This window comes from Duganella sp. LjRoot269, assembly GCF_964254095.1.
GTDB classification, from domain to species: Bacteria; Pseudomonadota; Gammaproteobacteria; order Burkholderiales; family Burkholderiaceae_D; genus Rugamonas; species Rugamonas hordei.
In genome coordinates this window covers 4,529,696-4,549,203 of sequence record NZ_CAXUSL020000001.1, presented here as the reverse complement: position 1 = coordinate 4,549,203, position 19,508 = coordinate 4,529,696, and the positions used below count along the sequence as shown (strand labels likewise).

The following is a 19,508-nucleotide window of genomic DNA, read 5'->3' as shown; positions in this document are numbered from 1 at the left end:
ATGCCGGCTTAGCGCAAGCTCAGCAGTGAAATCACGCGCTCGCGGCTGATGCCCGCCAGCGCCGACGTGATCGACAGCAACGACTGGTAGCCGGGCTGTTTGGCGGTCGAGACGAAATTCTGCGCCACCTGGTCCATGCCGGCGGTGCTGTCGTTCGGCGCCGCGCTCTGCACCCGTTCGCTGACCTGGTTGAGCGCCGTGTGCACCGAGGCGATCGCCTGCTCCACCTGGGCCAGCGCCTGCACCACCTGCTGCAGCGTGGTGCGGATGGAATCGGCGTCCGAGGTCTGCCAGCTGTCCGGATCGACCGCCGGCGCTTCCGCCTCGGCCTTGACGCGGTTCATCTGGCCGGTGGGGAAGCGGGTGCCGCCACCCTGCACGGCGATGGTGTCGCGCACATTGCCCCAGGACGATTCCGGCGTGCTGAATTCCAGCTGGCCGTCGTCGTTGAGGTCGGCGCGCACGCCGGTCGGCGCCAGCGCGTCGTCGAAGCGCTGGGCGATTTCCTGGTCGCTCAGGCCCGGCTCCAGCACCACCGAACGCAGGTTCTGGCCACCGCCGATGGAGATCGCCAGCACTTCGCGGCCGCCGTTGCGCAGGTTGGCCAGCGACATGCCGCGCACGGTGAAGCGGGTGGTCGTGCTCTTGTTGCTGAATTTGAGGCGGGCATCGAGCGTGCCGCCGGACGCCTGGCTGCGGTTGCGCCAGGTGTTGCTGAACTGGCGCACGCGCGCGTCCAGCGTGCCGTCGCTGCGCTGGCGGTTGGCCAGGCGGGCGCTGAGGTCGGCCTTCAGGTTGCGCAGCTGGGCCGCGCTCTGTTCAAGGAAGTCCAGCGCCTGCTGGGCGCCGGAAATGTCGCCCTGCAGCGGCTGGTCCCAATTGTTCAGCCCGCGCCGCAGCGGCGCCGCCGACGTCGGCGTCGGCGTGACCGGCAAGGCCGTGGCCGCGTTCTCGCCATTCAGCCCCAGCGCGGTGCCGTCCACCGCGCTGGCATTGCTGGCGCTGCCAGGAACAATGACAGTGGGAGTGGAATTGGGCGAGATTTGCATGACAGTTCAGTCTTTATTTACAGAATATTGAACAGCGACAGGTTGCTGATCTTGGAATACGCCTTGTACGACGATTGCAGGGCCAGATTGTAACCGTTCAGCTGGGTCGCGGCGTCGCCGTAGTCGAGTTGCCCCAGGTCCAGCAGCGCGTTCTGGTTCGACAGGCTGACGTTGGCGTGGTTGCCGTCGAGCGTGCTCATGATGTTTTGCGCGCCGCCCAAGTCGGCGATCTTGCCCGACACCTGGTCCAGCGCCGCCTCGGCGCCGTCCATATTGGCCTTCAACGCGGCTTGCAGCGACGGCGTGCTGGGCGACACGCCGGGCGCGCTCAGTTCGGCGACGGTGGTGTCCATCTGGTTCAGCAGCGCTTCCAGGCCGGACAGGTTGACGTTGGCCGTCTGCGAGATGCCGTTGCCGACCACCACTTTTTGCTGGTTGGTGTTGCCGGTGAAAGTGTAGCGCGAACCGACCGGCTGCGTCGCATCGTAGGTGATGGAGGGCGTGTTGGTCAGCGTGCCGGAGAACACATAGCGGCCTTCCTGGTCCTTTTCATTGGCGCTGTAGAAAATACTGTCGCGCAGCGAGGACATGGTGTTGACCATGGAGCCGAGGTCGGCGTCGGAGTTGCCGCCGTCCGAGGCCCAGACCAGCTGGTCATGGCTTTCGGTGATGTCGTTGGTGATACTGGAGAGGAAGGTCTCGTTCTTGTCCAGGCGGATCTTGACCGCCGCGATATTGTCGCGGTACTGGCCGACGATGGCTTCCTCGCGCGTCAGGCGCGACAGGCGCACGTTGGTGACCGGGTCGTCCGACGGCAGCTGGATCTTGTTGCCGGACGCCATTTGGGCGGTGATCTGGGCCAGATGGCTCTGGTTATCCTGCAGGCCGCGGTTCATGGTGGCCTGGAACTGACTGGTGGCGATGCGCATACAGGCTCTCCTTAACCGAACATTTGCAAGGTGGCGTCAAACAAGGTGTTGGCGACGGCGATCACCTTCATGTTGGCCTGGTACATATTCTGGAATTCCACCAGGTTGATCGCCTCCTCGTCGGTGTTGACGGCGCTGGTCGATTTCCAGTCGTCTTCCGATTGCTGGCGGATGGTGGTGGCGGTGTTCAACAGCGCCTGGTTCTGCTGGCTGTCGATGCCCAGCTTGCCGACGATCTGGGTATCGGCGTCGCCCAGCAGCACGCTGCCCAGCGTGGTCAGCGTGATCGGCTGGCCCTTGATGTCGACCAGTTTTTGCAGGTTGCCGCTGTCGCCGGGCGTGCCGTCGCTGGAGAACGCCAGGTCGGCGGTGGTGTAGCCGGTGGCCACCTGCAGCAGGCCGGTGGCGCTGGTCGGATTGAACGTCAGCAGCGGACCGCCGGCGGTGCCGGCGTTGTTGAAGCCGGCCGCCAGCTGGGTATTGACCTTGTTCGACATCTGCTCGGCGATCTCGGAGATCGACTTCTGCAGCGGTTTCAGCGTATTTTCCTGGTAGTCGGCCAGGCCGCCCAGTTGGCCGCCGACCTTGGTGTCGTCCAGGCGGAAGGTGGTGTTGGCGAACTTCAGCGTCAGCTGCTGGGTGCCGGTGCTGGTGTCGAACGCCATCGTCGCCGACAGGTTGCTGACCACCAGCGGCTGGCCGCTCTTCATCGAGACGCTGGCGGTGCCATCCGGATTGTTGATCACTTCCACCGCCACCTGCGAGGCGACGCTGTCGATCAGTTGCTCGCGCTTGTCGATCAGCGCCGAGGTGTTGGTGCCGTTGGCGCCGGTGGCGATGATCTGCTGGTTGAGCGCGGCGATGCCGGCGATCGATTCGTTCAGGCCGGGCAGGATGGCCGAGCGCTGCTGCTGGACCGAAATCAGCTGGTTGGCGGTGACGTTGTAAATGCTGTTGAACTGCTGCGACATCGAGTCGGCGGCGGTGATCACCTGCTGGCGCAGCGGGGTCGAGGTCGGGTCGACGCCGGCGGCGTTGAGCGCCTTGAAGAAATTGTCGATACCATAACTCAGGCTGGATTTGTCATCGCTCATGACTTTTTCCATCTGGGTCAGGTAGGGCTGCACCTGAGTGCGCGATCCCAGGTCGGAATTGGCGCGCCACAGTTGCTGGGTCTTGTAAGAATCGCTGAAACGCAGCAGCGAGCCGACCGCCACGCCATTGCCGGGGCTCATGGCGGAGCCATCGCCGGCGTTGGTCTGCAGCAGCACGCCCTGACGGGTGTAGCCTTTGGTCTGCGAGTTGGCGATGTTCTGGCTGACCGTGTTCAGGGCAGCCTGGGCGGCCAGGGCGCCGGACAGTGCGTTGTAAGAGATGCTCATATTGCAAGGGTCTTTCCTGGTGAAGGCCGCAGGAGCAGTAGCTTGCAGTGATCAAGTGACTTCCACCGCCCCCACTGCTCCATTACTCGTAAAGGGCGACCGCTTACCGCGCAGGATTAAGCGTGGCGCCAATTTTTTGCGATTCAGCAACATTCGCCGCGCTGTCGCGGCCCGGCAGCGCGGTGTTCAGCGGCTGCGGCGTGCTGGCCGGCGGCAACAGCTGGCGCAGGATGGCGTCGGCCACGCCGAAGGCGCGCTGGCCGGCCAGCTGGTCGGCCACCAGGTTGTCGGCCATGTCCAGCATATCCTCGTTGATCTTGTCCTTGAACACGCTGTCCTCGGCGGCCAGCTCGCGGGTGCCGGAGCGCATCTGGTGCAGCATGTGGCCGATGAAGAAGCTCTCGAACTTGATCGCCGCCTGGGTGGCCTTGGCGCGGTAGGCCGGGTCGACGCTGTCGTCGCTGCCAGCGGCGGCCACCGGCGCGACGTGGGTTTCGTTCAGCTGGTCGGCCACGCCTACGCGCATGGTGCTGGCATCGAATTGGGAAGGTACCAGGCTCATAGGGATTCCTTAAATGACGACCAGTTCGCCTTCGATGGCGCCGGCCTGGTCGAGCGCCTGCAGGATCGCCATGATGTCGTCCGGCGAGGCGCCGAGGCTGTTGATGACGTCGATGATCGATTGCAGCTTGGCGCCGGCCGGCCACTTGAACATCTGGCCCGAGCCCTGGTCGACGCTGACCTGCGATTGCGGCGTGGCCACGGTGTTGCCCTGGGCGAAGGCGTTCGGCTGGCTGACCTTGGTCGATTCGGAGATCACCACCTTCAGCGAGCCGTGGGTGACGGCGGCGGCGCGCACGCGCAGGCCGTCGGCGATGACCACGGTGCCGGTGCGCGAATTGAACACCACCTTCGGCGAATCGTCGCCGACCTCGATCGACAACGCCTCCAGCTTGGCCATGAAGGCCACGCGCTGGGTCGGGTTGGCCGGGGCCACCACGTCGATGCTGGTGGCGTCGCTGGTGCTGGCGATGTCGCCGAAGCGCTTGTTGATGGTGTCGACGATGTTGATGGCGGTCTGGAAATGCGGATGGCGCAGCGACAGGCGCACCGTCGGCTTGGTCGAGAAATCGGTGCCGATTTCGCGCTCGATCGCGGCGCCGCTCGGAATGCGGCCGGAGGTCGGGGTGTTGACGGTGACCGAGGAGCCGCTCTTGCCGGAAGCGCTGAAGCCGCCGACGACGACGTTGCCCTGGGCCAGCGCGTACACTTCATTGTCGGCCGCGCGCAGCGGGGTCAGCAGCAGGGCGCCGCCGCGCAGGCTCTTGGCGTCGCCCATCGACGACACCACGACGTCGATGTTCTGGCCCTTGCGGTAGCCGGGCGGGAACACCGCCGACACCATGACGGTGGCGACGTTCTTGGACTTGGCGTCGGTGCCGTCCGGCACCTTGACGCCGAACTGCTTGAGCATATTGATCACCGACTGGCTGGCGAACTTGACCTGGGTCGAGTCGCCGCTGCCGTTGAGGCCGACCACCAGGCCGTAGCCGACCAGCGGGTTGTCGCGCATGCCTTCGACGGCGACCAGGTTGCGCAGCACCTGCGCGGCCCGGGCCGGCACGGCCGCGAAGCCGAGGCAGAGGGCGAGTGGCAGGGCAAGGGCGCGGGACAGCTTGCGGAAATTCATGAGTTCACCCAATCAAAGACTGCTTAAAACGGATTCCACGGGCCATTGAAAAAGCGCGACAGCCAGCCCGCCGACTGCGTGTCGGCCAGGGTGCCCTGCGCCGAGTAGGCGATGCTGGCGTTGGCGATGCGCAGCGACGACACCTGGTTGTCGGCGTCGATGTCGGCCGGGCGCAGGAAGCCGCGCAGGCGGACGAATTCCTCGCCCTGATTCAGGGTCAGCGTTTTTTCGCCGGACACGCGCAGCAGGCCGTTCGGCAGCACTTCCTGCACGATGACGGTGATGGCGCCGGTCAGTGTGTTCTGCTGGGTGCTGGTGGCGTCGCCGGCGAAGGAATTGGACGCGCCCAGGCCGATGCCGCCCTTGGGGAAGGTCTTGCCCAGGAGATTGGGGGCGTTGATGGTGTCGGCCGAATTCTTGGAATAGCTGGTGCCGGCCTTCTTGCTGGCCTGCGTGGTTTCCTGCAAGGTCACGGTGACCACGTCGCCGACGCGGAAGGCGCGGCTGTCCGAGGTCAGCGACAGGCCCAGGTCGGTGCTGAAGACGCCGCCGGAAGTACCCTTGGCGCCGATGCTGCGCGACACGGCCGGCGGCTCGGCCGACGGACCGGGTCGCACCGGCGGCGGCGCCAGGCTGGCACAGCCGGCCAGCAGCAAGGCCAGGACGGCCGAGGCGGGCAGTGCGGGTTTCATCAGCGGGCGGCCTGCGACAGGTATTGCAGCATATTGTCGGCGGCCGACAGCACCTTGGTGTTCATTTCGTAGGTGCGCTGGGCGGCGATCATGTCGACCATTTCCTCGACCACCTGGACGTTGGAGCCTTCCAGCGCGCCTTGCTTGAGCTTGCCCCACTGGGCGTCGCCCGGCTTGCCTTCGGTCGGCGTGCCGCTCGACGGCGTTTCGGCGAACAGGTTCTCGCCCAGGGCCAGCAGGCCGGTCGGGTTGATGAAGCTGGTCAGGGTCAGCTGGCCCAGCTGGCTGGCGGTGGTGTTGCCGGCCAGCGTGGCCGAGACGGTGCCGTCTTCGCCGATGGTCAGCGAGGTGGCGTTGGTCGGCACGGTGATCTGCGGGATCAGCGGCAGGCCGTGGGCATTGACCAGGATGCCGTTGGCGTCGACCTGCAGCTGGCCGGCGCGGGTGTAGGCGGTTTCGCCGTTGGGCTGGCGCACCGACAGGAAGCCGTTACCCATGATGGCGACGTCGAGCGAGTTGCCGGTTGTTTGCAGGCTGCCGGTGGTGAACACTTTTTGCGTGCCGACCATGTGCACGCCGTTACCCAGCTGCACGCCGGACGGCGCCAGCGTGTTGTTGTCGGCGCGCTGCGTGCCCGGCTGCTGTTCCACCGAGTAGAACAGGTCTTCGAACACCACGCGGTCGCGCTTGAAGCCGACAGTGTTGGCGTTGGCCAGGTTGTTGGCGATGGCTTGCAGTTTTTCGTCCTGCGCCTGCACGCCGGTCTTGCTGATCCACATTGCTGGATTCATCGTATCTCTCCTTGAGGTGTAACGTGGACCGGCTTAGCCGCCGATCAGGCGATTTCCGGTTTCGGCCATCGAATCGCTGGCCTTGAACAATTTCATCTGGATTTCAAACGTGCGGTTCAAACTCATGGTGGCGACCATTTCCTCCACCGCCGACACATTGCTGCCTTCCAGGTGGCCGGGCTTGACCAGCACGGTGGCGTCGGTGGCCAGCGGCTGGCCGCTGCGCGCCACCAGCAGGCCCGCCTCGTTCTTGGTCAGCTCCGACGCCTCGGCCTTGACCAGCTTGAGCTTGTCGATGGTCTGCATGGTGGTCGTGCCGGGGCTCTGGATCGACACCGTGCCGTCGGTGCCGATGGCGATCTTGGTGTACTCGGGCAGGGTGATCGGGCCGCCTTCGCCCAGCACCACGTTGCTGCCGATGCGCAGCGTGCCGGTCTGGTCCAGGGTCATCGCGCCGGCGCGGGTGTAGGCCTCGCCGGTCGGTCCCTGCACGGCCAGGAAGCCGTCGCCGGAAATGGCGACGTCGAGGTCGCGCCCGGTGGCCTTGACCGTGCCCTGGCGGGTCGATACCGAGTTGGCCTGCAGCTGCGACATATGGCGGTCGTCGTAACCGTAGCCGTTGACGGTTTGCGCCGCCGACAGCTCCATATTGGCGCGGAAGCCGCCGGTGTCCATGTTCGCCAGGTTGTTGGCGTGTACCTGCTGGCCACGCAGGGCCCGTTCGGCCCCGCTCATGGCGGTGTAGATCAGCGCATCCATGGGTCAGTGCGTCCTTAGATGGCTTGCATCAGCGATTGCATCATGGTGCTCTCGGTCTGGATGACCTTGGAGTTGGCCTGGTAGTTGCGCTGCGACGTCATCAGGCCGACCAGTTCGGACGTGATGTCGACGTTCGACTGCTCCAGCGAACTGGTGTTCAGCGTGCCGGTCATGCCGACGCCGGCGAAGTTGACCAGCGGCGTGCCCGAGCCCAGCGACTGCGCCCAGCTGGTGTTGTCGATCGACGTCAGCGCGCCTTCGTCGGGGAAGGTGGCGAGCATCAGCTTGCCGACCGCCTGCTTCTGGCCGTTGCTGTACTTGGCGATCACCGAGCCGTCGGTCGCCAGATCGACACCGGCGAAGGTGCCCGAGGCGTAGCCGTTGGCGTTGTTGGTCGAGGTGGTCGCCTCGCCGGCGAAGTAGGTGGTGCCGGTGTAGTTGATGTTGACCGGGACCTGCGCCATCTTGGCGCCGCTGATGAAGCCGGGCCACAGCGTCGGATCGCTGGTGTCGAGAGCCGACAGGTCCAGCTGCAGCGAACCGTTGGTGGTGGTCGGGTCCGGTGCCGGGGTGGTCATCTGGCCGGTGACCGGGTCGAACGCCAGTGCCTGGGGCGTGCCGACCAGATTGCCGTCGAGGACGTAGTTGACCGACACCGCGCCGGGGCCGGTGGCGCCGAAATACTGGGTCAGCGTATGCTGGCCGCCCAGCGTATCGTAGAGCACGGTGGCCTTGGACATGCTGAAGGTGGACGGGTCGGGCGGCGTGGTCGGCGTGACGGCTGCCGGGAAGGCGGTGATCGGCCAGTCGGCCGACAGATTGCCGATGTAGTTGACCTTGTCGCTGACCACGGCCGGGATCTGGCCGGTCGGAATGGCGATGTCGCCCTGGGCGCCCGGCTGGGTGCTAGGCGGCGTGATGACCGCACCTTGCACGCGGCGGCCCGAGGCGTCGACCAGGAAGCCGTCCTTGGAGGTGTCGAAAATACCCACGCGGGTATAGTTGATGTTGTTGCTGCCGTCCTTGACCATGAAGAAGCCGGCGCCGTTGATGGCCGCGTCCAGCGAGCGGCCGGTGTTCAGCAGGCCGCCCGACAGGCCGATGTTCTGCGTGTGCGAACCGATGTTGACGCCGGTCGGCTGATCGCCCGCCACCAGCGACGAGAAGTTCGCGCGCGACGATTTGTAGCCGTAGGTGCCGGCGTTGGCGATGTTGTTGCTGGTGACGTCCAGCGCTTCGTTGATGGCCTGGATGCCAGACAATGCGATATCGAAACTCATGATGGATACCTTCCTTAGAGACTAGATTGGGTGGCAGAAGCGGTGGATTTACCGTTGAAAGCAGTGATGGCGGTCGGCGCGACTTCGCCGACGTTGCCGACGTTGAGCACGACGCTGCCGGCGGACGACAGGCGCACGCTGTTCAGGCGGCCCATCACGTCGACCGGCGGCACTTCCTTGGTGCTGGTTTGTACCGTCATCGTGTAGGTGCCGGCCGGCAGGCCCAGCGCGGTCGGGTCGATGGCGAACGGCACGGTGCCGGCCGCCTGCACGCCGAGGCTGACGTTGTGCTTGGTGCCGTCGGTGCCGGTCAGCACCAGCGTGGTGGTGGTGCTGGTGGCGGCCAAGGTCATCTGGCCGCTGACCTTGGTGTGGCCGTCCAGCGTGACCGAACCCGATTCGGCCATGACGTCGGAGCCGACCTGCGCGCCCAGCGCCAGCACCTGCATGCTCTGCAGCACGCTGTTGTTCGCGCTGGTCAGCGTCGACATGTTCTGCAGCGACTCGGTCTGCGACAGCTGGGTCAGCTGCTGCACGAACTGGGACGGATCGGTCGGCGACAGCGGATCCTGGTTCTTGATCTGCGCCACCAGCAGCTTGGTGAACATGTCCGAGGTCTGGCTGGCGGTGTTGCCGGTGATGTTGCTGCCGGTCGTGCCCGTGTTGTTGCCGCTGTTGTTGTTGAGGAGGCTGACTGTCATGGCTTAACCTTCACCGAGTTTTAAGAGGGACTGCTGCATCGTGCGGATGCGGCCGAGGACTTCGACATTGGTTTCAAACGCGCGCGAGGCCGACATCATGTCGGTCATCTCGGCCACCTGGTTGACGTTGGGATAGAACACCATGCCGTCGGCGTTGGCCATCGGGTGGCCCGGCTCGTACACCTTGCGCAGCGGCTCGCTCGATTCGACCACGTCCAGCACCTGCACCTTGCCGCCGGCGGCGCCCATGCCGTCGATGCTGTCGGCCATCACGGCGGAGAACACCGGCTTGCGCGCGCGGTAGGTGTCGGCCTCGTTGCCGGCCACGGAATCGGCGTTGGCCAGGTTGCTGGCGATGGTGTTGAGACGCACGGACTGCGCCGCCATGGCCGATCCGGCGATCTCGGAAATATTCTTGAACGACATGTCAGCGCTCCTTATTGACCGTTATTGTCCATTGATGGCTTTGGCCAGGCCCTTGAGGCTCATGTTGATGAAGGTCAGGCTGGTCTGGAAATCGGAAGCGTTCTGCGAGAACGCCGCCTGTTCGACGCCGATCTCGACGGTGTTGCCGTCGCGGGTGGGGTGGAAGGGCACGCGGTACATCATCGCGCTGTCCTCGTCGCCGCCGATATCGCCGTTGGCCTCGGATTGGGTGTTGGCCAGCGTGGCCGCGAAGTCCATGTCGCGCGCCTGGAAGCCAGGGGTGTTTTCGTTGGCGATGTTGGCGGCCAGGATGCGCGTGCGCTCGGCGCGCAAATGCAGCGCGTCGGCATGCATGCCTACCGCATCTTTGAAGTTAATGCCCATGTTCTTCCCCTGAGGTGACAAACCGTATTGCATGAGTGAAAAAACCGCTGACTCCCATGTAGAATGGCGGCCGTGTAAGCACGCACATCATAGTAGAGGTATTGCTCATGTTCAACAAAAGTATTGTAACCGGTCTTGGCGCGATCATGCTGTTTTGTGGCATATTTTCTGACGCCGTTTGCGCGCCCGGACCGACCGCCGCCGAACAGGTGCCGGCGCTGGTGGAGACCGCGGCGCGCGAGCACATCGCCCGCTGGGCCGACAGCAGCGGCCTGGTGGAACCGAAATTTGAACTCAGCGTGGTGCGCGGAAGCAGGCCGCTGGCCGCTTGCCGGCAGGCGGCGTCAGTCGAGGCGGTCGATACGCGGCTGCCCAGCCGCATGCGTTTTGCCGCCGTCTGCGCCGGCCAGGACGGCTGGCGATATGAATTCGTGGTGCGCGCGCAGATCTCGGCGCGCATTGCCGTAGTTGCAAGCGATGTGCCTGCTGGGAAAGTTTTGACCGACGAGGACGTGTTGCTGGAGCGCCACGACATCTCCGGCATCGCCGACAGCGTGGCCGATCCGGAGCAGGTGGTGGGCATGAGCGGGCGGCGCACGCTGCGCGCCGGCGAGGTGCTGCGCATGGCGCTGCTGTCGTCGCCGACGCTGGTCAAGCGCGGCGACGCGGTGCGCATCGTCGCGCGCCGCGAGCAGATCGAGGTCAGCATGGCCGGCGAGGCGCTGGACGGCGGGGCCAAGGGCAGCATGGTGCGGGTGAAGAATGCCAACGGCGCCGTGATCCGTGCCCGGGTGACGGGCGCGGCAACAGTGGAGCCTGTCGATATGCCCGTTTCCACTAATCCCCCGACGGAGTGACGCGGTGGACGCCGCGCTGCAGCTGCGCGGCCAGCTTGCTTAGCTTGTCCGCGTAGGCCGGGTCGGTGGCGTAGCCGCCCTGGGCCAGGCCGCTGGCGAAGGCGCGCGCGTCGCTGCCGGTGTTGAGCGCGGCCTGGTAGCGCGGATTGCTGGTCAACATGTCGGCGTAGTCGCGGAAGGCGCTGGCGGCGTCCGGATAGCTGCGGAAGCGCTCGGTCTTCTTCAGCATCGCGCCCTGTTCGTATTCGGAGGTGGTGACGGCGGCCACGTCGCCCTGCCAGCTGCCGCCGGCCTTCAGGCCGAACAGGTTGTTGGTGTCCATGCCGGCCTTGCGCAGCGGGTTGCGGCCCCAGCCCGATTCCAGCGCCGCGTGGGCGGCGACGATGTCGGGCGAGACGCCCAGCTTGCCGGCGGTTTCCTCCGCCCACGGCTTGATCGAGGCCAGGAATTGCTGTTGCAGCTCGGCGTCGGCACCGGAGCCGGCGTCGATGGCGCCGGCGCCCTGGTGGCGCAGCGCCATCGTCTGCAGGGCCATGGCCGGGCTTGCAGCGCCTGCGTCGGCGGCGCCGCTGGAAAAACCGCCGCCGCCGTTGCTGATGAAGGCGGCCACGTCATGCTGGACCTGCTTGAAGGTGGAGGCGAAGGTGCCGGACGCGGCAAAGCCGCCGGCTGCCGCGGCGGGGCGGCTGGGGCTGACGTTCGATACGGTTGCGGCGGTCGGTGCGGTAGGCTGCATCCGGTCAAGCTGGCGCATAAATCTGCTCCTCGCCATGCAGCACGCGCTGCATGATGCTGTACTGTTCCACCAGCAAGTCGCTATTGCGCTTGCCCAGACGCTTGCATTCGATAACCATCTGTTCCAGTGTTTTCCAGTCAGCTTCCATTCTCTCGCGTGCCGCATTTTTCAGCAAGGCAAAAGCCTGCATCATGGTCGCTGTTGGCCCCAATAAACGTTGTACCAGCGCCACTCTCTGCTGGCGGCGCTGTTGCATCGCGTCCACCAGCGCCGAAATGGCCTCGGCCACCTCGGTCAGGCGCGGGCCCTGGTGGCGCAGCGCGGCGTCGAATTGCTGCTCGAGCAGGGCGCTCAGCTGCTGGTAACCGGTCAAATCCTCCGCGATCCCGCCCAGCAGCTGCTTCATCGCTTCCTGCCGGGTGGCCGGGGCGGCGCCCGGAGTGCTGACGGCGGTGCTGGCTGCCTTGCCGCCCGGTGTTGCTTCTTGCGTCACTTCTCGCTCCCGTGGAAGCGCTGGATCAGGCCGGCCAGCTTGGCCGGGTCGAACGGCAGCTCGCCCTTGGCCAGCGCGTCGCGCAGCATGTCGACCTTTTCCTGGTCGATTTCCGGCATCTCGCGCATCGCCTGCAGCGCCGGCTGCATCACCGCCGATTGCAGCGGCGCCTGCACCGCCGGCGGCGCGACGGCCTCGGCCGCATCCGGCGCGGCGGATTCGGCCACGCGCTGGACGGCCACGCCGTCCGGACTTCCTGTCGAAATTCTCATACGTGTGCCTCTGGTTGGCTTGGTTTCCATACGTCGTACTTTATTTTTTGTGGCGCGGATCGCGCAACGGGCTGTCGCCGCCGAGCTTGCTGCGCAGCTTCTGCAGCAGCGTGGCGTCCGGCAGCGCCGTGTCGACATCCTGGGTCAGCGCGTTGGAGTTCTCCGGCATGCCGAACATGGTGGCGATCGACTTCGCTTGCGCGGTGGTCAGGATCAGCAGTTCGATGCGGCGGTTGACGCCGGCGTCGGCGCGCTTGGTGTCGAGCGGCGCGCGGTCGGCCATGCCCACCACCTGCAGCACCGATTCCGGGTTCATGGTGCCGGCCAGCAGCTGCGAGCGGGCCGACATCGCGCGGTTGGCCGACAGCGTCCAGTTCGAGAAGGCGGCGTAGCTGCGGTCGGCGTACTGCAGCGAATCGGTGTGGCCGACGATCAGCATCTGGTTTTCCATCTGCCGGAACAGCGGGCCCATCTTGCGCAGCAGCATGCGGAACTTGTCGGTCGGCACGGCGGAGCCGCGCACGAACATGCCCTGGCGGTCGGTGTCGTGCAGCATCACGCGCAAGCCGTAGGGCGTGATGATGGATTCGAGGTTGCTGGTCAGGCCGGCCTCGGTGCTCATCCTGGTCAGCGCCTTGGACAGCGCGGCCAGGTCGCTCGGACTGTCGTACTTGACCTTGGCCGGCTCGATCACGGCGGCATCCTCGCCGGTCTGGCGGGTGTTGGCCTCGCCCCGGGCCTTGGCGTCGCCCGGATCCTCGGTGCTGCCAGTGTGCGGCATCGGGAAGCGGTCGATCAGGCTGCCGCGCGGACCGCCGACCTGCTCGGGCATGACGCCCTTGCCCTGGTCGGTCTTGGCGCCGTCGGACTCGGTCAGGATCTGCTCCAGCGACTCGGTGTTGCGTGCCGCCATCAGCCACAGCACCAGGAACAGGCAGCTCAGCGCCAGGCAAAAGTCGGCGAACGCGACTTTCCACGCGCCGCCGTGCTCGTCATGGGCGTGCTTGCCGCCGCCGCGCTTGACGATGGTCTGCTCATGGCCCTTGTCATGCGACTTTAGCACCGCGGCCTCCTCTGCGTGAGCTGTCTTCGCTCGGTGCGCTGTCGCGGCCCTCGAGGTCGTTGATCCAGCGTTCCAGCTGGGCGAAGCTAGGCTTGATGTTGAGCGGCACCAGGCGGCGGCCGGCGTCGATCGCCAGCAGCGGCGGCTTGCCGGCCACATGGGTCACCAGCACCACCTTGACGCATTCCTTGTTCGACGCTTCCTGGTTGACCAGCTGCTTCATCATGTTGGAAATCGGATCGAGCACGCCGTAGCAGAAGAAGATGCCGATGAAGGTACCGACCATGGCCGCGCCGACGTGTTCGGCGATCTCGCCCGAGGTGGCGCCTTCGTTGACCGTGCCCATGGTGATGACGATGCCCAGCACCGCGGCCAGAATACCGAAGCCCGGCATCGCCTCGCCGATCTTGTTGAGCGACTTGGCCGGCTGCGTCAGTTCCTCGTGGATGGCTTCCAGTTCCTGCTCCAGCACGCCTTCGAGCTCGTGCGCGTTGATCTTGCCCATCGCCATCAGGCGGAAGTTGTCGACGATGAAGGCCAGCAGTTTCGGTTCTTCCAGCACGCGCGGATAGCGCTGGAACAGCTGGCTGTCCTTGGGCGCCTCGACGTGGGCGTCGAGCGCCTTCAGGCCGCCGGCGGCCAGCTGCAGCAGTTCGTACATCAGCAGCAGCAACTGGCGCTGGAATTCCGAGTCGTATTTCTTGCGGAACACGATCTTCTTGATCTGCGTGAACATTTCCTTCAGCACGTGCGGCGGGTTGCCGATCACCAGCGCGCCCAGGCCGGAGCCGGCGATCACGATCAGCTCGATCGGCTGCCAGATTTGATGGAAGGCGCCGCCCATCATGAAGAAGCCGCCGAAGACGCTGCCTAAAACTATGATAATGCCGACTATTTGCTGCATGATGATTCGCCTTTCCGCGTCATTTTTCTAATCTTGCCCTGCCGCCCGTTCTGGATCAGGCGCTCTGCAGTACTGCTCTCATCTTGCCCAGCGCCGCCTTGTTGAGCTGACAGACGCGGGCGTCGGTCAGGTCCAGCACGGCGGCGATTTCCTTGTAGCTGAGCTCGAACTCGTAATACATTTGCACCACCCGCTGCTCGCGCTCGTCGAGCCCGCGCAGCGCCTGTTCCAGGCTGCGCCGCACCACCAGCTGGTCTTCCGGGCTGGGCGCGCTTTCGTTGCTGACGCTTTCCTGCAGCACTTCGTCGAAGCTGGCGATCAGTTCGGCGTTCTCGTCCATCTGGTAAGCCTGGTAGGCTTCCGCCGTCAGGTTCAGGCCGCTCATGATTTCCTGCTCGCTGGGCTCGTGGCCCAGGTTGCGGGTCAGCGCGCGCACGGCGTCGCGCAGTTTGTGGCTTTGCTGGCGCACCGCGCGCGGGCGCCAGTCCTGGCGCCGCAGTTCGTCGAGGATGGCGCCGCGCACGCGCAGGCTGGCGTAGCTGCCGAAGGCGCCGTCCGGCTCGCCGTAGCGGCGCAGCGCTTCAAGCAAACCCATCAGGCCGATCTGCTCCATGTCGTCGCGGTCGATGGCGCCGGCGATCTGCGAATTGAGCTGGCGCACGATGCGCTTGACCAGCGGCGCATAGGCGAGCAGGTGCTTTTGCTCGTCGGCCACGCTGTGCGCGACCGGCGCGTGGCCGTTCTCGCCGTAGCTTTCGGCATAAGCGTCCGCGTATTGCTCTATATATGCCATTGCCGCTCCACTGGTCGCTTCCGTCGTGCTCATATGTGCTGCAATCTACTCAACGATCAGCTTGCCGATCATGACTTCCGAAAACGGTTTTTCCCGGCCCTCATGCTCGTAGGCGTCGTCGAACGCCTTGTTCAGCTGGGCGGCGAACTGGTCGATCGTCATCAGCTGCGCGGTGGCCATCGGCAGGTTGGACAGCGTCCGCACCGCCACGCTGCGCAGCAGCGGCAGGTTTTCCTTGGTTTCCTTCTCGCGCTTGGCGTCGGTGGTCACCACCAGGTCGGCCGACATGTAATGCGTCACCGTGTCGCCGGGCTGGCGCTTGAGCATGATGACCACCTTGTCCACCGTCAGGTACTTGGGCGGCTCGCCGTCCGATTTTCTTTCCTTTTTCTCTTCCTTCTTGGCCGTCTTCTTGACATCCTTGCTTGGCGCCGCCGCCGTGTCGTCACTACCTTTCGCCATGTACCAGACTGCGCCGCCGGCCACCGCCGCGCCAATCACGGCGACCAGCACCAGCGCTATGATCATTTTCATGTTCTTCATCTACTGATTACTCCCGCTCGGATGTCATGGCAAAGGTGGACGTGGCGCCGTCATCGGACAGGGCGCGGCCCGGCGTGCGGCCTTCGTCCTGGTCGCGCTGCTGCTGGTTGCGGCCACCGCCGTCGGCCTGCGCCTGGGCGCGCGACGAGCTGACCGTCACCGCGACGTCGCCAAACTGGCGGGTGGTCGACAGGTCTTGGCGCACGCTGTCGCCGATGGTGTTGAGCTGACGCACCACCTCGCTGTGATTGGCCGACAAATTCACCTGCAGCGTACCGCCGGACTGGCGGATCGAGATCTCGATGCTGCCCATATTGGGCGGTTCCAGGCGGATGACGGCGTGATCGTTGTTGCGCTGCAGCTGCACTTGCAGGCGGTCGCCCAGCGCTTCGCGCAGCGGCTGCTGCCACTGTTCTGGCGAGCCGGCCAGCTTGACGATGGCGGCGGCCGGCGTGGCGGCCGCCGCGTTCTGGCTGAAGCCGACGTTGTTGCCGGTGGCGGCAGGCGCCGGCGCGGCGGCGCGGCTGGCGCCGCTGTCATCCTTGACGGCGGCAACGCCCGCTGTCGTGGTGGCGGCGGTGTCGCTGGCGGGGGCTGCATCGGCGCTGCGCTGCGCGACGCGCTGCGCGGCCGGCGCGAAGGCGGCGCCGGAGGCGGCCGTCAGCACGGGAGCCGGCGCGGGCTGGACCGGCGCGGGGGCAGGGGCGGCGCCGTCGGCGGCGAGGGTGTTGCTGTTGTTGCTGCCACTGCTGGCGGCGGCCGGCGCATCGGCCTGGCTCTGCTGCGCCAAGGCGCCCAGGGCGGCGTTGTTGGCCATGGTGTAGATGCTTTGCGGCGTGCTGGCCGGAGCGGCGGTCGCCGGCGCCGGTGCTTGCGCGGCGGTCTGTGCGGCGGCCGATGCGGCGGTGGCGGCCGCGGCGGCGGCGTCGGCGTTCTGGAGCGCGGCGGCCTGAGGCTGCGGCGCGGCGTTGACGGCCACGCTGGCGGCCGACAGGTTCAAGCGGGTGGCGGCATTGCTCAGCGTCGACGTGGCGCTGATGGCGTCGGTACGCGGCGCGTCGGTGTCGGCGCTGGCGCCGGTATTGACCAGCGCGGTGGCGATCGGTGCGGCGGTGGCCAGCAGGGCGCCAAACATGGCGGGCAGCACGTCGGCGGTGGCGGTGCCGGCGCCGCTGTCGGCCTTGGTGTCGGTGCTGTCGCTGTCGGTGGCTGCGGGCGCGGCGGTGCTGGCGCCGGCCAGGTCGGCCAGGTCCAGCAGTTGGGCAAACAGCGGTACCGTCACAGCGGCCGGCGCTTCGTCGGCGGCCGTGTTGCTGTCGCGGCTGTCCTGGCCGGCCTGCGTACGCGGCGGCTGGCCCGCTTGCGCGCGCGGCTGTTGTTGCGGTTGTTGCGGCTTGGCGGCGGTCCTGCTGTCGCTGTTCTGCGCGGTCGACGGCTTGTCGTTGGCACGGGCGTTGGCGGCGGGCGCCGGCGCGCCGTCGGCTGGACCGTTGTTGGCGGCCACCGGAGCGGAGGAGGCGGCTTTCGCGGCGTTTGCCGAGGCCGAGGCGCTAGGGAGTGTCATCATGCTTGGATTCCGGTTTCTGCTTGTTCGCTGTCGAGGGCATAGGCCAGCCAGCCCTCTTTGTTGGTTTGCATTTCTTGCAATCGGCGCCCCAGGTCCTCGGTGGCTTCGTTGCAAACGCGCGTCGCTTCCTCGTGCCGCTGGCGCAAGGCCGCCAGCGCGGCGATCTCGGCGGGACTCCATTTACCCTGCGCCGCCATTTGCGGCAGCGTGGCGGCCATTAACGTGTTAAGCGCCGCCAGCGTCTTCCAATCCTCGGAAGCGATGGCGGCGTTCATTTTTTTTGCCATCTGCAACAGGGTGCGCTGTCTATCCATTTTTGGCCTGAACCCCAAGCCAGCCTTTTTTAATCGTGGTCAACAAGGTCGTCACTTCGTCGATGATGGTCGGGTCGAGGCTGACCCCGGCCGTGTACAGCCGGCCGGCGCAGTAGTCGTACAGGCGGCCCAGGTTTTCCACCACTTCGCCGCCGTTGTCGAAGTCCAGCGAGCTGGCCAGGCCATTGATGATGTCGGTGCACTTGTTAAGGCTGTTGGCCTTGAGCTCGTAGCGCTTGCCGACGATGTGGCCGCGCGCGCGCGCCAGTTCTTCCAGCAGGCCGTCGGTCAGGACCAGCACCAGTTCGATCGGCGAGGCGCGCGCCACCTGGGCATCCAGGTTGGTCGAGTGGTAACTGCTATAGGCTTCGTGATTCAACATGGTGTTCACCGTAATGGATTAACTGACTGTGTTAACTGCTGCTGGACGACGAGAACATCGCCGTAAACATGTTCGAGGTGCTGGTCATCGACGACTGCAGCTGCTGCAGCGCGGTGAATTGCGCCAGGTAGCGTTTGTAGGCGTTGTCGAACTGGCTCTGCACGTTGGCCTGGCGCAGCGTGATGTCGCTCTGCTGCTTGCTGTTGGTCAGCTGGCGGGTCGCGATCAGGCCGGTGCCGGCGCTGGTCCAGCCGCTGACGATCTTGTCCATCGCGCCCATCACGCCGCTCTGCACGCCGGTGCCGGCGCGGCCGAACAGCGTGTCCAGCGAGCCGGGATTGGCGGCCACGGCCTTGTTCAGGCGGCCCGCATCGACCGTCAGCGTGCCGTCGCGGCCGGCCGAGATGCCAAAGCTGATCAGCGACTTGCCGCCGGTGACCGCGCGCAGCGCGCTGCTCAGGCGGTCGCGCAGGTTGGTCACGCCGGCGTCGTTGTAGAAGGCGGCGTCGGCCGCGGTCGGCGATGGCGTGGCGTTGGCGTCGCTCGACTGCACCACCGTGTGGTCGCCCGCCGCGGTCAGCGTCTTGATCGAGGTCAGCAGTGCGTTGTAGGCGTCGACGAATTTCTGCACATTGGCCACGGTGCCGGTGGTGTCCGGCGCCACGGTCAGCGTGACCGGCGCCGCGCCGACGGCCTGCGCCGAGGTGACGGTGAACTTGACGTCGTCGACCACGCTGAAGGTGTTCGAGGCCTGCTGCACCTTGGTGCCGGCCTGGCCGCCGACCCACACGATGGCGTCGTTGGCGGCGGTCAGGGTCGACTGCGCCGACAGGCTGGCCTGCAGGCCGGGATCGTTGAGGCCGGACACGTCGATCGAGGCCACCGCGTTGGCGGCGCCGGTCTGGGTCGACGACAGCACCAGCTTGGAGGTGCCGTTGACGGTCATCACCGAGGCGGTCACGCGCGAATTGTTGTTGGCGGCGATGTTGACGGCGGCGGCGATTTCCTTGGCGGACAGCTGGCCGTCCATATTGCTGTCGGCGTTGGCCAGGTCGACCTGGAAGGTCGAGCCGTCGGCCAGCACCACGTTCATGGCGCCGGCGTTGGTGGCGGCGCTGTCGGCCACGTTGTACGACACCTGGCCGGCGGTGGCCAGCTGCTCGACATAGAACGAGTAGGTGCCGGCCACGGCGTTCGAATTGGCGGTGGCGTTGGCGACCGCGGTGTTGCTGAAGGTGGCCGAGTTGGCGCTGACGGTGCTGGTGCCGGTGGCCAGGCCGCGCATGGCCGACTGGAAGGCGGTCAGCGCCGAGTTGAGCGTGGTCAACCCGCTGTCGGTGGCCTTGGCCTTGTTCGACTGCAGGTCCAGGATCGCCTTCGATGGCGCGACGTAGGCGTTGGCCAGGTTGGTGGCGGTGGTGGTCGGGTCGTAGGTAGGACTGCTGATGACTGCCATGATCGTGCTCCTGGAAGGATGATTGAGTGTACCCTGATATAAGGC

General features: G+C 66.0%; 24 protein-coding genes. 1 reads left to right on the top strand and 23 read right to left on the bottom strand.

Features of this window, described 5'->3' with window-relative positions; genetic code table 11:
- Window positions 1-8 precede the first annotated feature (8 nt).
- The 12 genes from ACSQ3S_RS20390 to flgB form a co-directional block, all read right to left on the bottom strand.
- Window positions 9-1,049 (bottom strand): hypothetical protein, encoded by a 1,041-nt coding sequence (locus ACSQ3S_RS20390; protein ID WP_413446620.1) that lies wholly within the window; start codon window positions 1,047-1,049, stop codon window positions 9-11.
- 17 nt (window positions 1,050-1,066) lie between these two features.
- Window positions 1,067-1,978, bottom strand: coding sequence for a flagellar hook-associated protein FlgL (gene flgL / locus ACSQ3S_RS20385; RefSeq protein ID WP_176651335.1), 912 nt, complete (start codon window positions 1,976-1,978; stop codon window positions 1,067-1,069).
- A gap of 11 nt (window positions 1,979-1,989) precedes the next feature.
- Entirely contained in the window at window positions 1,990-3,360 is a 1,371-nt protein-coding gene (flgK, locus tag ACSQ3S_RS20380; RefSeq protein WP_176651334.1) for a flagellar hook-associated protein FlgK, read from the bottom strand.
- Between the two features lie 103 nt (window positions 3,361-3,463).
- Window positions 3,464-3,922 (bottom strand): rod-binding protein, encoded by a 459-nt coding sequence (locus ACSQ3S_RS20375; RefSeq protein WP_176651333.1) that lies wholly within the window; start codon window positions 3,920-3,922, stop codon window positions 3,464-3,466.
- Between the two features lie 9 nt (window positions 3,923-3,931).
- Entirely contained in the window at window positions 3,932-5,050 is a 1,119-nt protein-coding gene (locus ACSQ3S_RS20370; protein ID WP_176651332.1) for a flagellar basal body P-ring protein FlgI, read from the bottom strand.
- 23 nt (window positions 5,051-5,073) lie between these two features.
- The gene (gene flgH, locus ACSQ3S_RS20365) at window positions 5,074-5,742 is read right to left on the bottom strand and encodes a flagellar basal body L-ring protein FlgH (protein WP_436143561.1); all 669 of its coding nucleotides are present in this window, start codon (window positions 5,740-5,742) and stop codon (window positions 5,074-5,076) included.
- Complete coding sequence (gene flgG / locus ACSQ3S_RS20360; protein WP_176651330.1) at window positions 5,742-6,533, bottom strand: flagellar basal-body rod protein FlgG; 792 nt, start codon at window positions 6,531-6,533, stop codon at window positions 5,742-5,744. Before flgG ends, flgH begins: the two co-directional genes overlap by 1 nt.
- A 33-nt stretch (window positions 6,534-6,566) precedes the next feature.
- On the bottom strand, window positions 6,567-7,292 hold the full coding sequence (locus ACSQ3S_RS20355) for a flagellar basal body rod protein FlgF (RefSeq protein ID WP_176651329.1): 726 nt from the start codon (window positions 7,290-7,292) through the stop codon (window positions 6,567-6,569).
- Between the two features lie 14 nt (window positions 7,293-7,306).
- Entirely contained in the window at window positions 7,307-8,572 is a 1,266-nt protein-coding gene (locus tag ACSQ3S_RS20350) for a flagellar hook-basal body complex protein (RefSeq protein ID WP_176651328.1), read from the bottom strand.
- Window positions 8,573-8,586: 14 nt separating this feature from the next.
- Window positions 8,587-9,273: a flagellar hook capping FlgD N-terminal domain-containing protein gene (locus ACSQ3S_RS20345; protein WP_176651327.1), complete on the bottom strand. Its 687-nt coding sequence runs from the start codon at window positions 9,271-9,273 to the stop codon at window positions 8,587-8,589.
- 3 nt (window positions 9,274-9,276) lie between these two features.
- Window positions 9,277-9,699, bottom strand: coding sequence for a flagellar basal body rod protein FlgC (gene flgC / locus ACSQ3S_RS20340; protein WP_176651326.1), 423 nt, complete (start codon window positions 9,697-9,699; stop codon window positions 9,277-9,279).
- Window positions 9,700-9,720: 21 nt separating this feature from the next.
- A complete protein-coding gene (gene flgB / locus ACSQ3S_RS20335; protein WP_176651325.1) occupies window positions 9,721-10,083 on the bottom strand; it encodes a flagellar basal body rod protein FlgB in 363 nt (120 codons plus the stop codon).
- A 146-nt stretch (window positions 10,084-10,229) separates the two neighbouring features.
- Here flgB and flgA point away from each other — a divergent pair, with 146 nt between their 5' ends.
- Complete coding sequence (flgA, locus tag ACSQ3S_RS20330; protein ID WP_353403793.1) at window positions 10,230-10,940, top strand: flagellar basal body P-ring formation chaperone FlgA; 711 nt, start codon at window positions 10,230-10,232, stop codon at window positions 10,938-10,940.
- Here the strand turns inward: flgA and ACSQ3S_RS20325 are convergent.
- Genes ACSQ3S_RS20325 through fliD form a run of 11 tightly spaced genes read right to left on the bottom strand, consistent with a single transcriptional unit; the run spans window position 10,921 to window position 19,463 of the window.
- Window positions 10,921-11,694 (bottom strand): glycoside hydrolase family 73 protein, encoded by a 774-nt coding sequence (locus tag ACSQ3S_RS20325; RefSeq protein WP_436143560.1) that lies wholly within the window; start codon window positions 11,692-11,694, stop codon window positions 10,921-10,923. The two genes, flgA and ACSQ3S_RS20325, sit on opposite strands and share 20 nt — an antisense overlap.
- Entirely contained in the window at window positions 11,681-12,169 is a 489-nt protein-coding gene (flgN, locus tag ACSQ3S_RS20320; RefSeq protein ID WP_413446614.1) for a flagellar export chaperone FlgN, read from the bottom strand. The genes ACSQ3S_RS20325 and flgN overlap by 14 nt, the downstream gene beginning before the upstream one ends.
- Entirely contained in the window at window positions 12,166-12,441 is a 276-nt protein-coding gene (flgM, locus tag ACSQ3S_RS20315; protein ID WP_176651322.1) for a flagellar biosynthesis anti-sigma factor FlgM, read from the bottom strand. The genes flgN and flgM overlap by 4 nt, the downstream gene beginning before the upstream one ends.
- Window positions 12,442-12,481: 40 nt before the next feature.
- Window positions 12,482-13,504 carry a flagellar motor protein MotB gene (locus tag ACSQ3S_RS20310; protein WP_176651321.1) on the bottom strand — a complete coding sequence of 341 codons (1,023 nt, stop codon included), beginning with the start codon at window positions 13,502-13,504 and terminating at the stop codon, window positions 12,482-12,484.
- Window positions 13,488-14,408, bottom strand: a complete 921-nt coding sequence (motA, locus tag ACSQ3S_RS20305; protein WP_176651320.1) for a flagellar motor stator protein MotA — start codon at window positions 14,406-14,408, stop codon at window positions 13,488-13,490. The genes ACSQ3S_RS20310 and motA overlap by 17 nt, the downstream gene beginning before the upstream one ends.
- A gap of 55 nt (window positions 14,409-14,463) precedes the next feature.
- The gene (locus tag ACSQ3S_RS20300) at window positions 14,464-15,201 is read right to left on the bottom strand and encodes a FliA/WhiG family RNA polymerase sigma factor (RefSeq protein ID WP_176651319.1); all 738 of its coding nucleotides are present in this window, start codon (window positions 15,199-15,201) and stop codon (window positions 14,464-14,466) included.
- 45 nt (window positions 15,202-15,246) lie between these two features.
- Window positions 15,247-15,735 (bottom strand): flagellar basal body-associated FliL family protein, encoded by a 489-nt coding sequence (locus ACSQ3S_RS20295; protein ID WP_436143559.1) that lies wholly within the window; start codon window positions 15,733-15,735, stop codon window positions 15,247-15,249.
- 16 nt (window positions 15,736-15,751) lie between these two features.
- Window positions 15,752-17,311: a flagellar hook-length control protein FliK gene (locus ACSQ3S_RS20290; RefSeq protein ID WP_436143558.1), complete on the bottom strand. Its 1,560-nt coding sequence runs from the start codon at window positions 17,309-17,311 to the stop codon at window positions 15,752-15,754.
- Window positions 17,308-17,586 carry a hypothetical protein gene (locus ACSQ3S_RS20285; protein ID WP_353403798.1) on the bottom strand — a complete coding sequence of 93 codons (279 nt, stop codon included), beginning with the start codon at window positions 17,584-17,586 and terminating at the stop codon, window positions 17,308-17,310. Before ACSQ3S_RS20285 ends, ACSQ3S_RS20290 begins: the two co-directional genes overlap by 4 nt.
- Before the next feature lie 31 nt (window positions 17,587-17,617).
- The gene (fliS, locus tag ACSQ3S_RS20280) at window positions 17,618-18,007 is read right to left on the bottom strand and encodes a flagellar export chaperone FliS (RefSeq protein WP_176651315.1); all 390 of its coding nucleotides are present in this window, start codon (window positions 18,005-18,007) and stop codon (window positions 17,618-17,620) included.
- 31 nt (window positions 18,008-18,038) lie between these two features.
- Entirely contained in the window at window positions 18,039-19,463 is a 1,425-nt protein-coding gene (gene fliD, locus ACSQ3S_RS20275) for a flagellar filament capping protein FliD (RefSeq protein WP_436143557.1), read from the bottom strand.
- Window positions 19,464-19,508 lie beyond the last annotated feature (45 nt).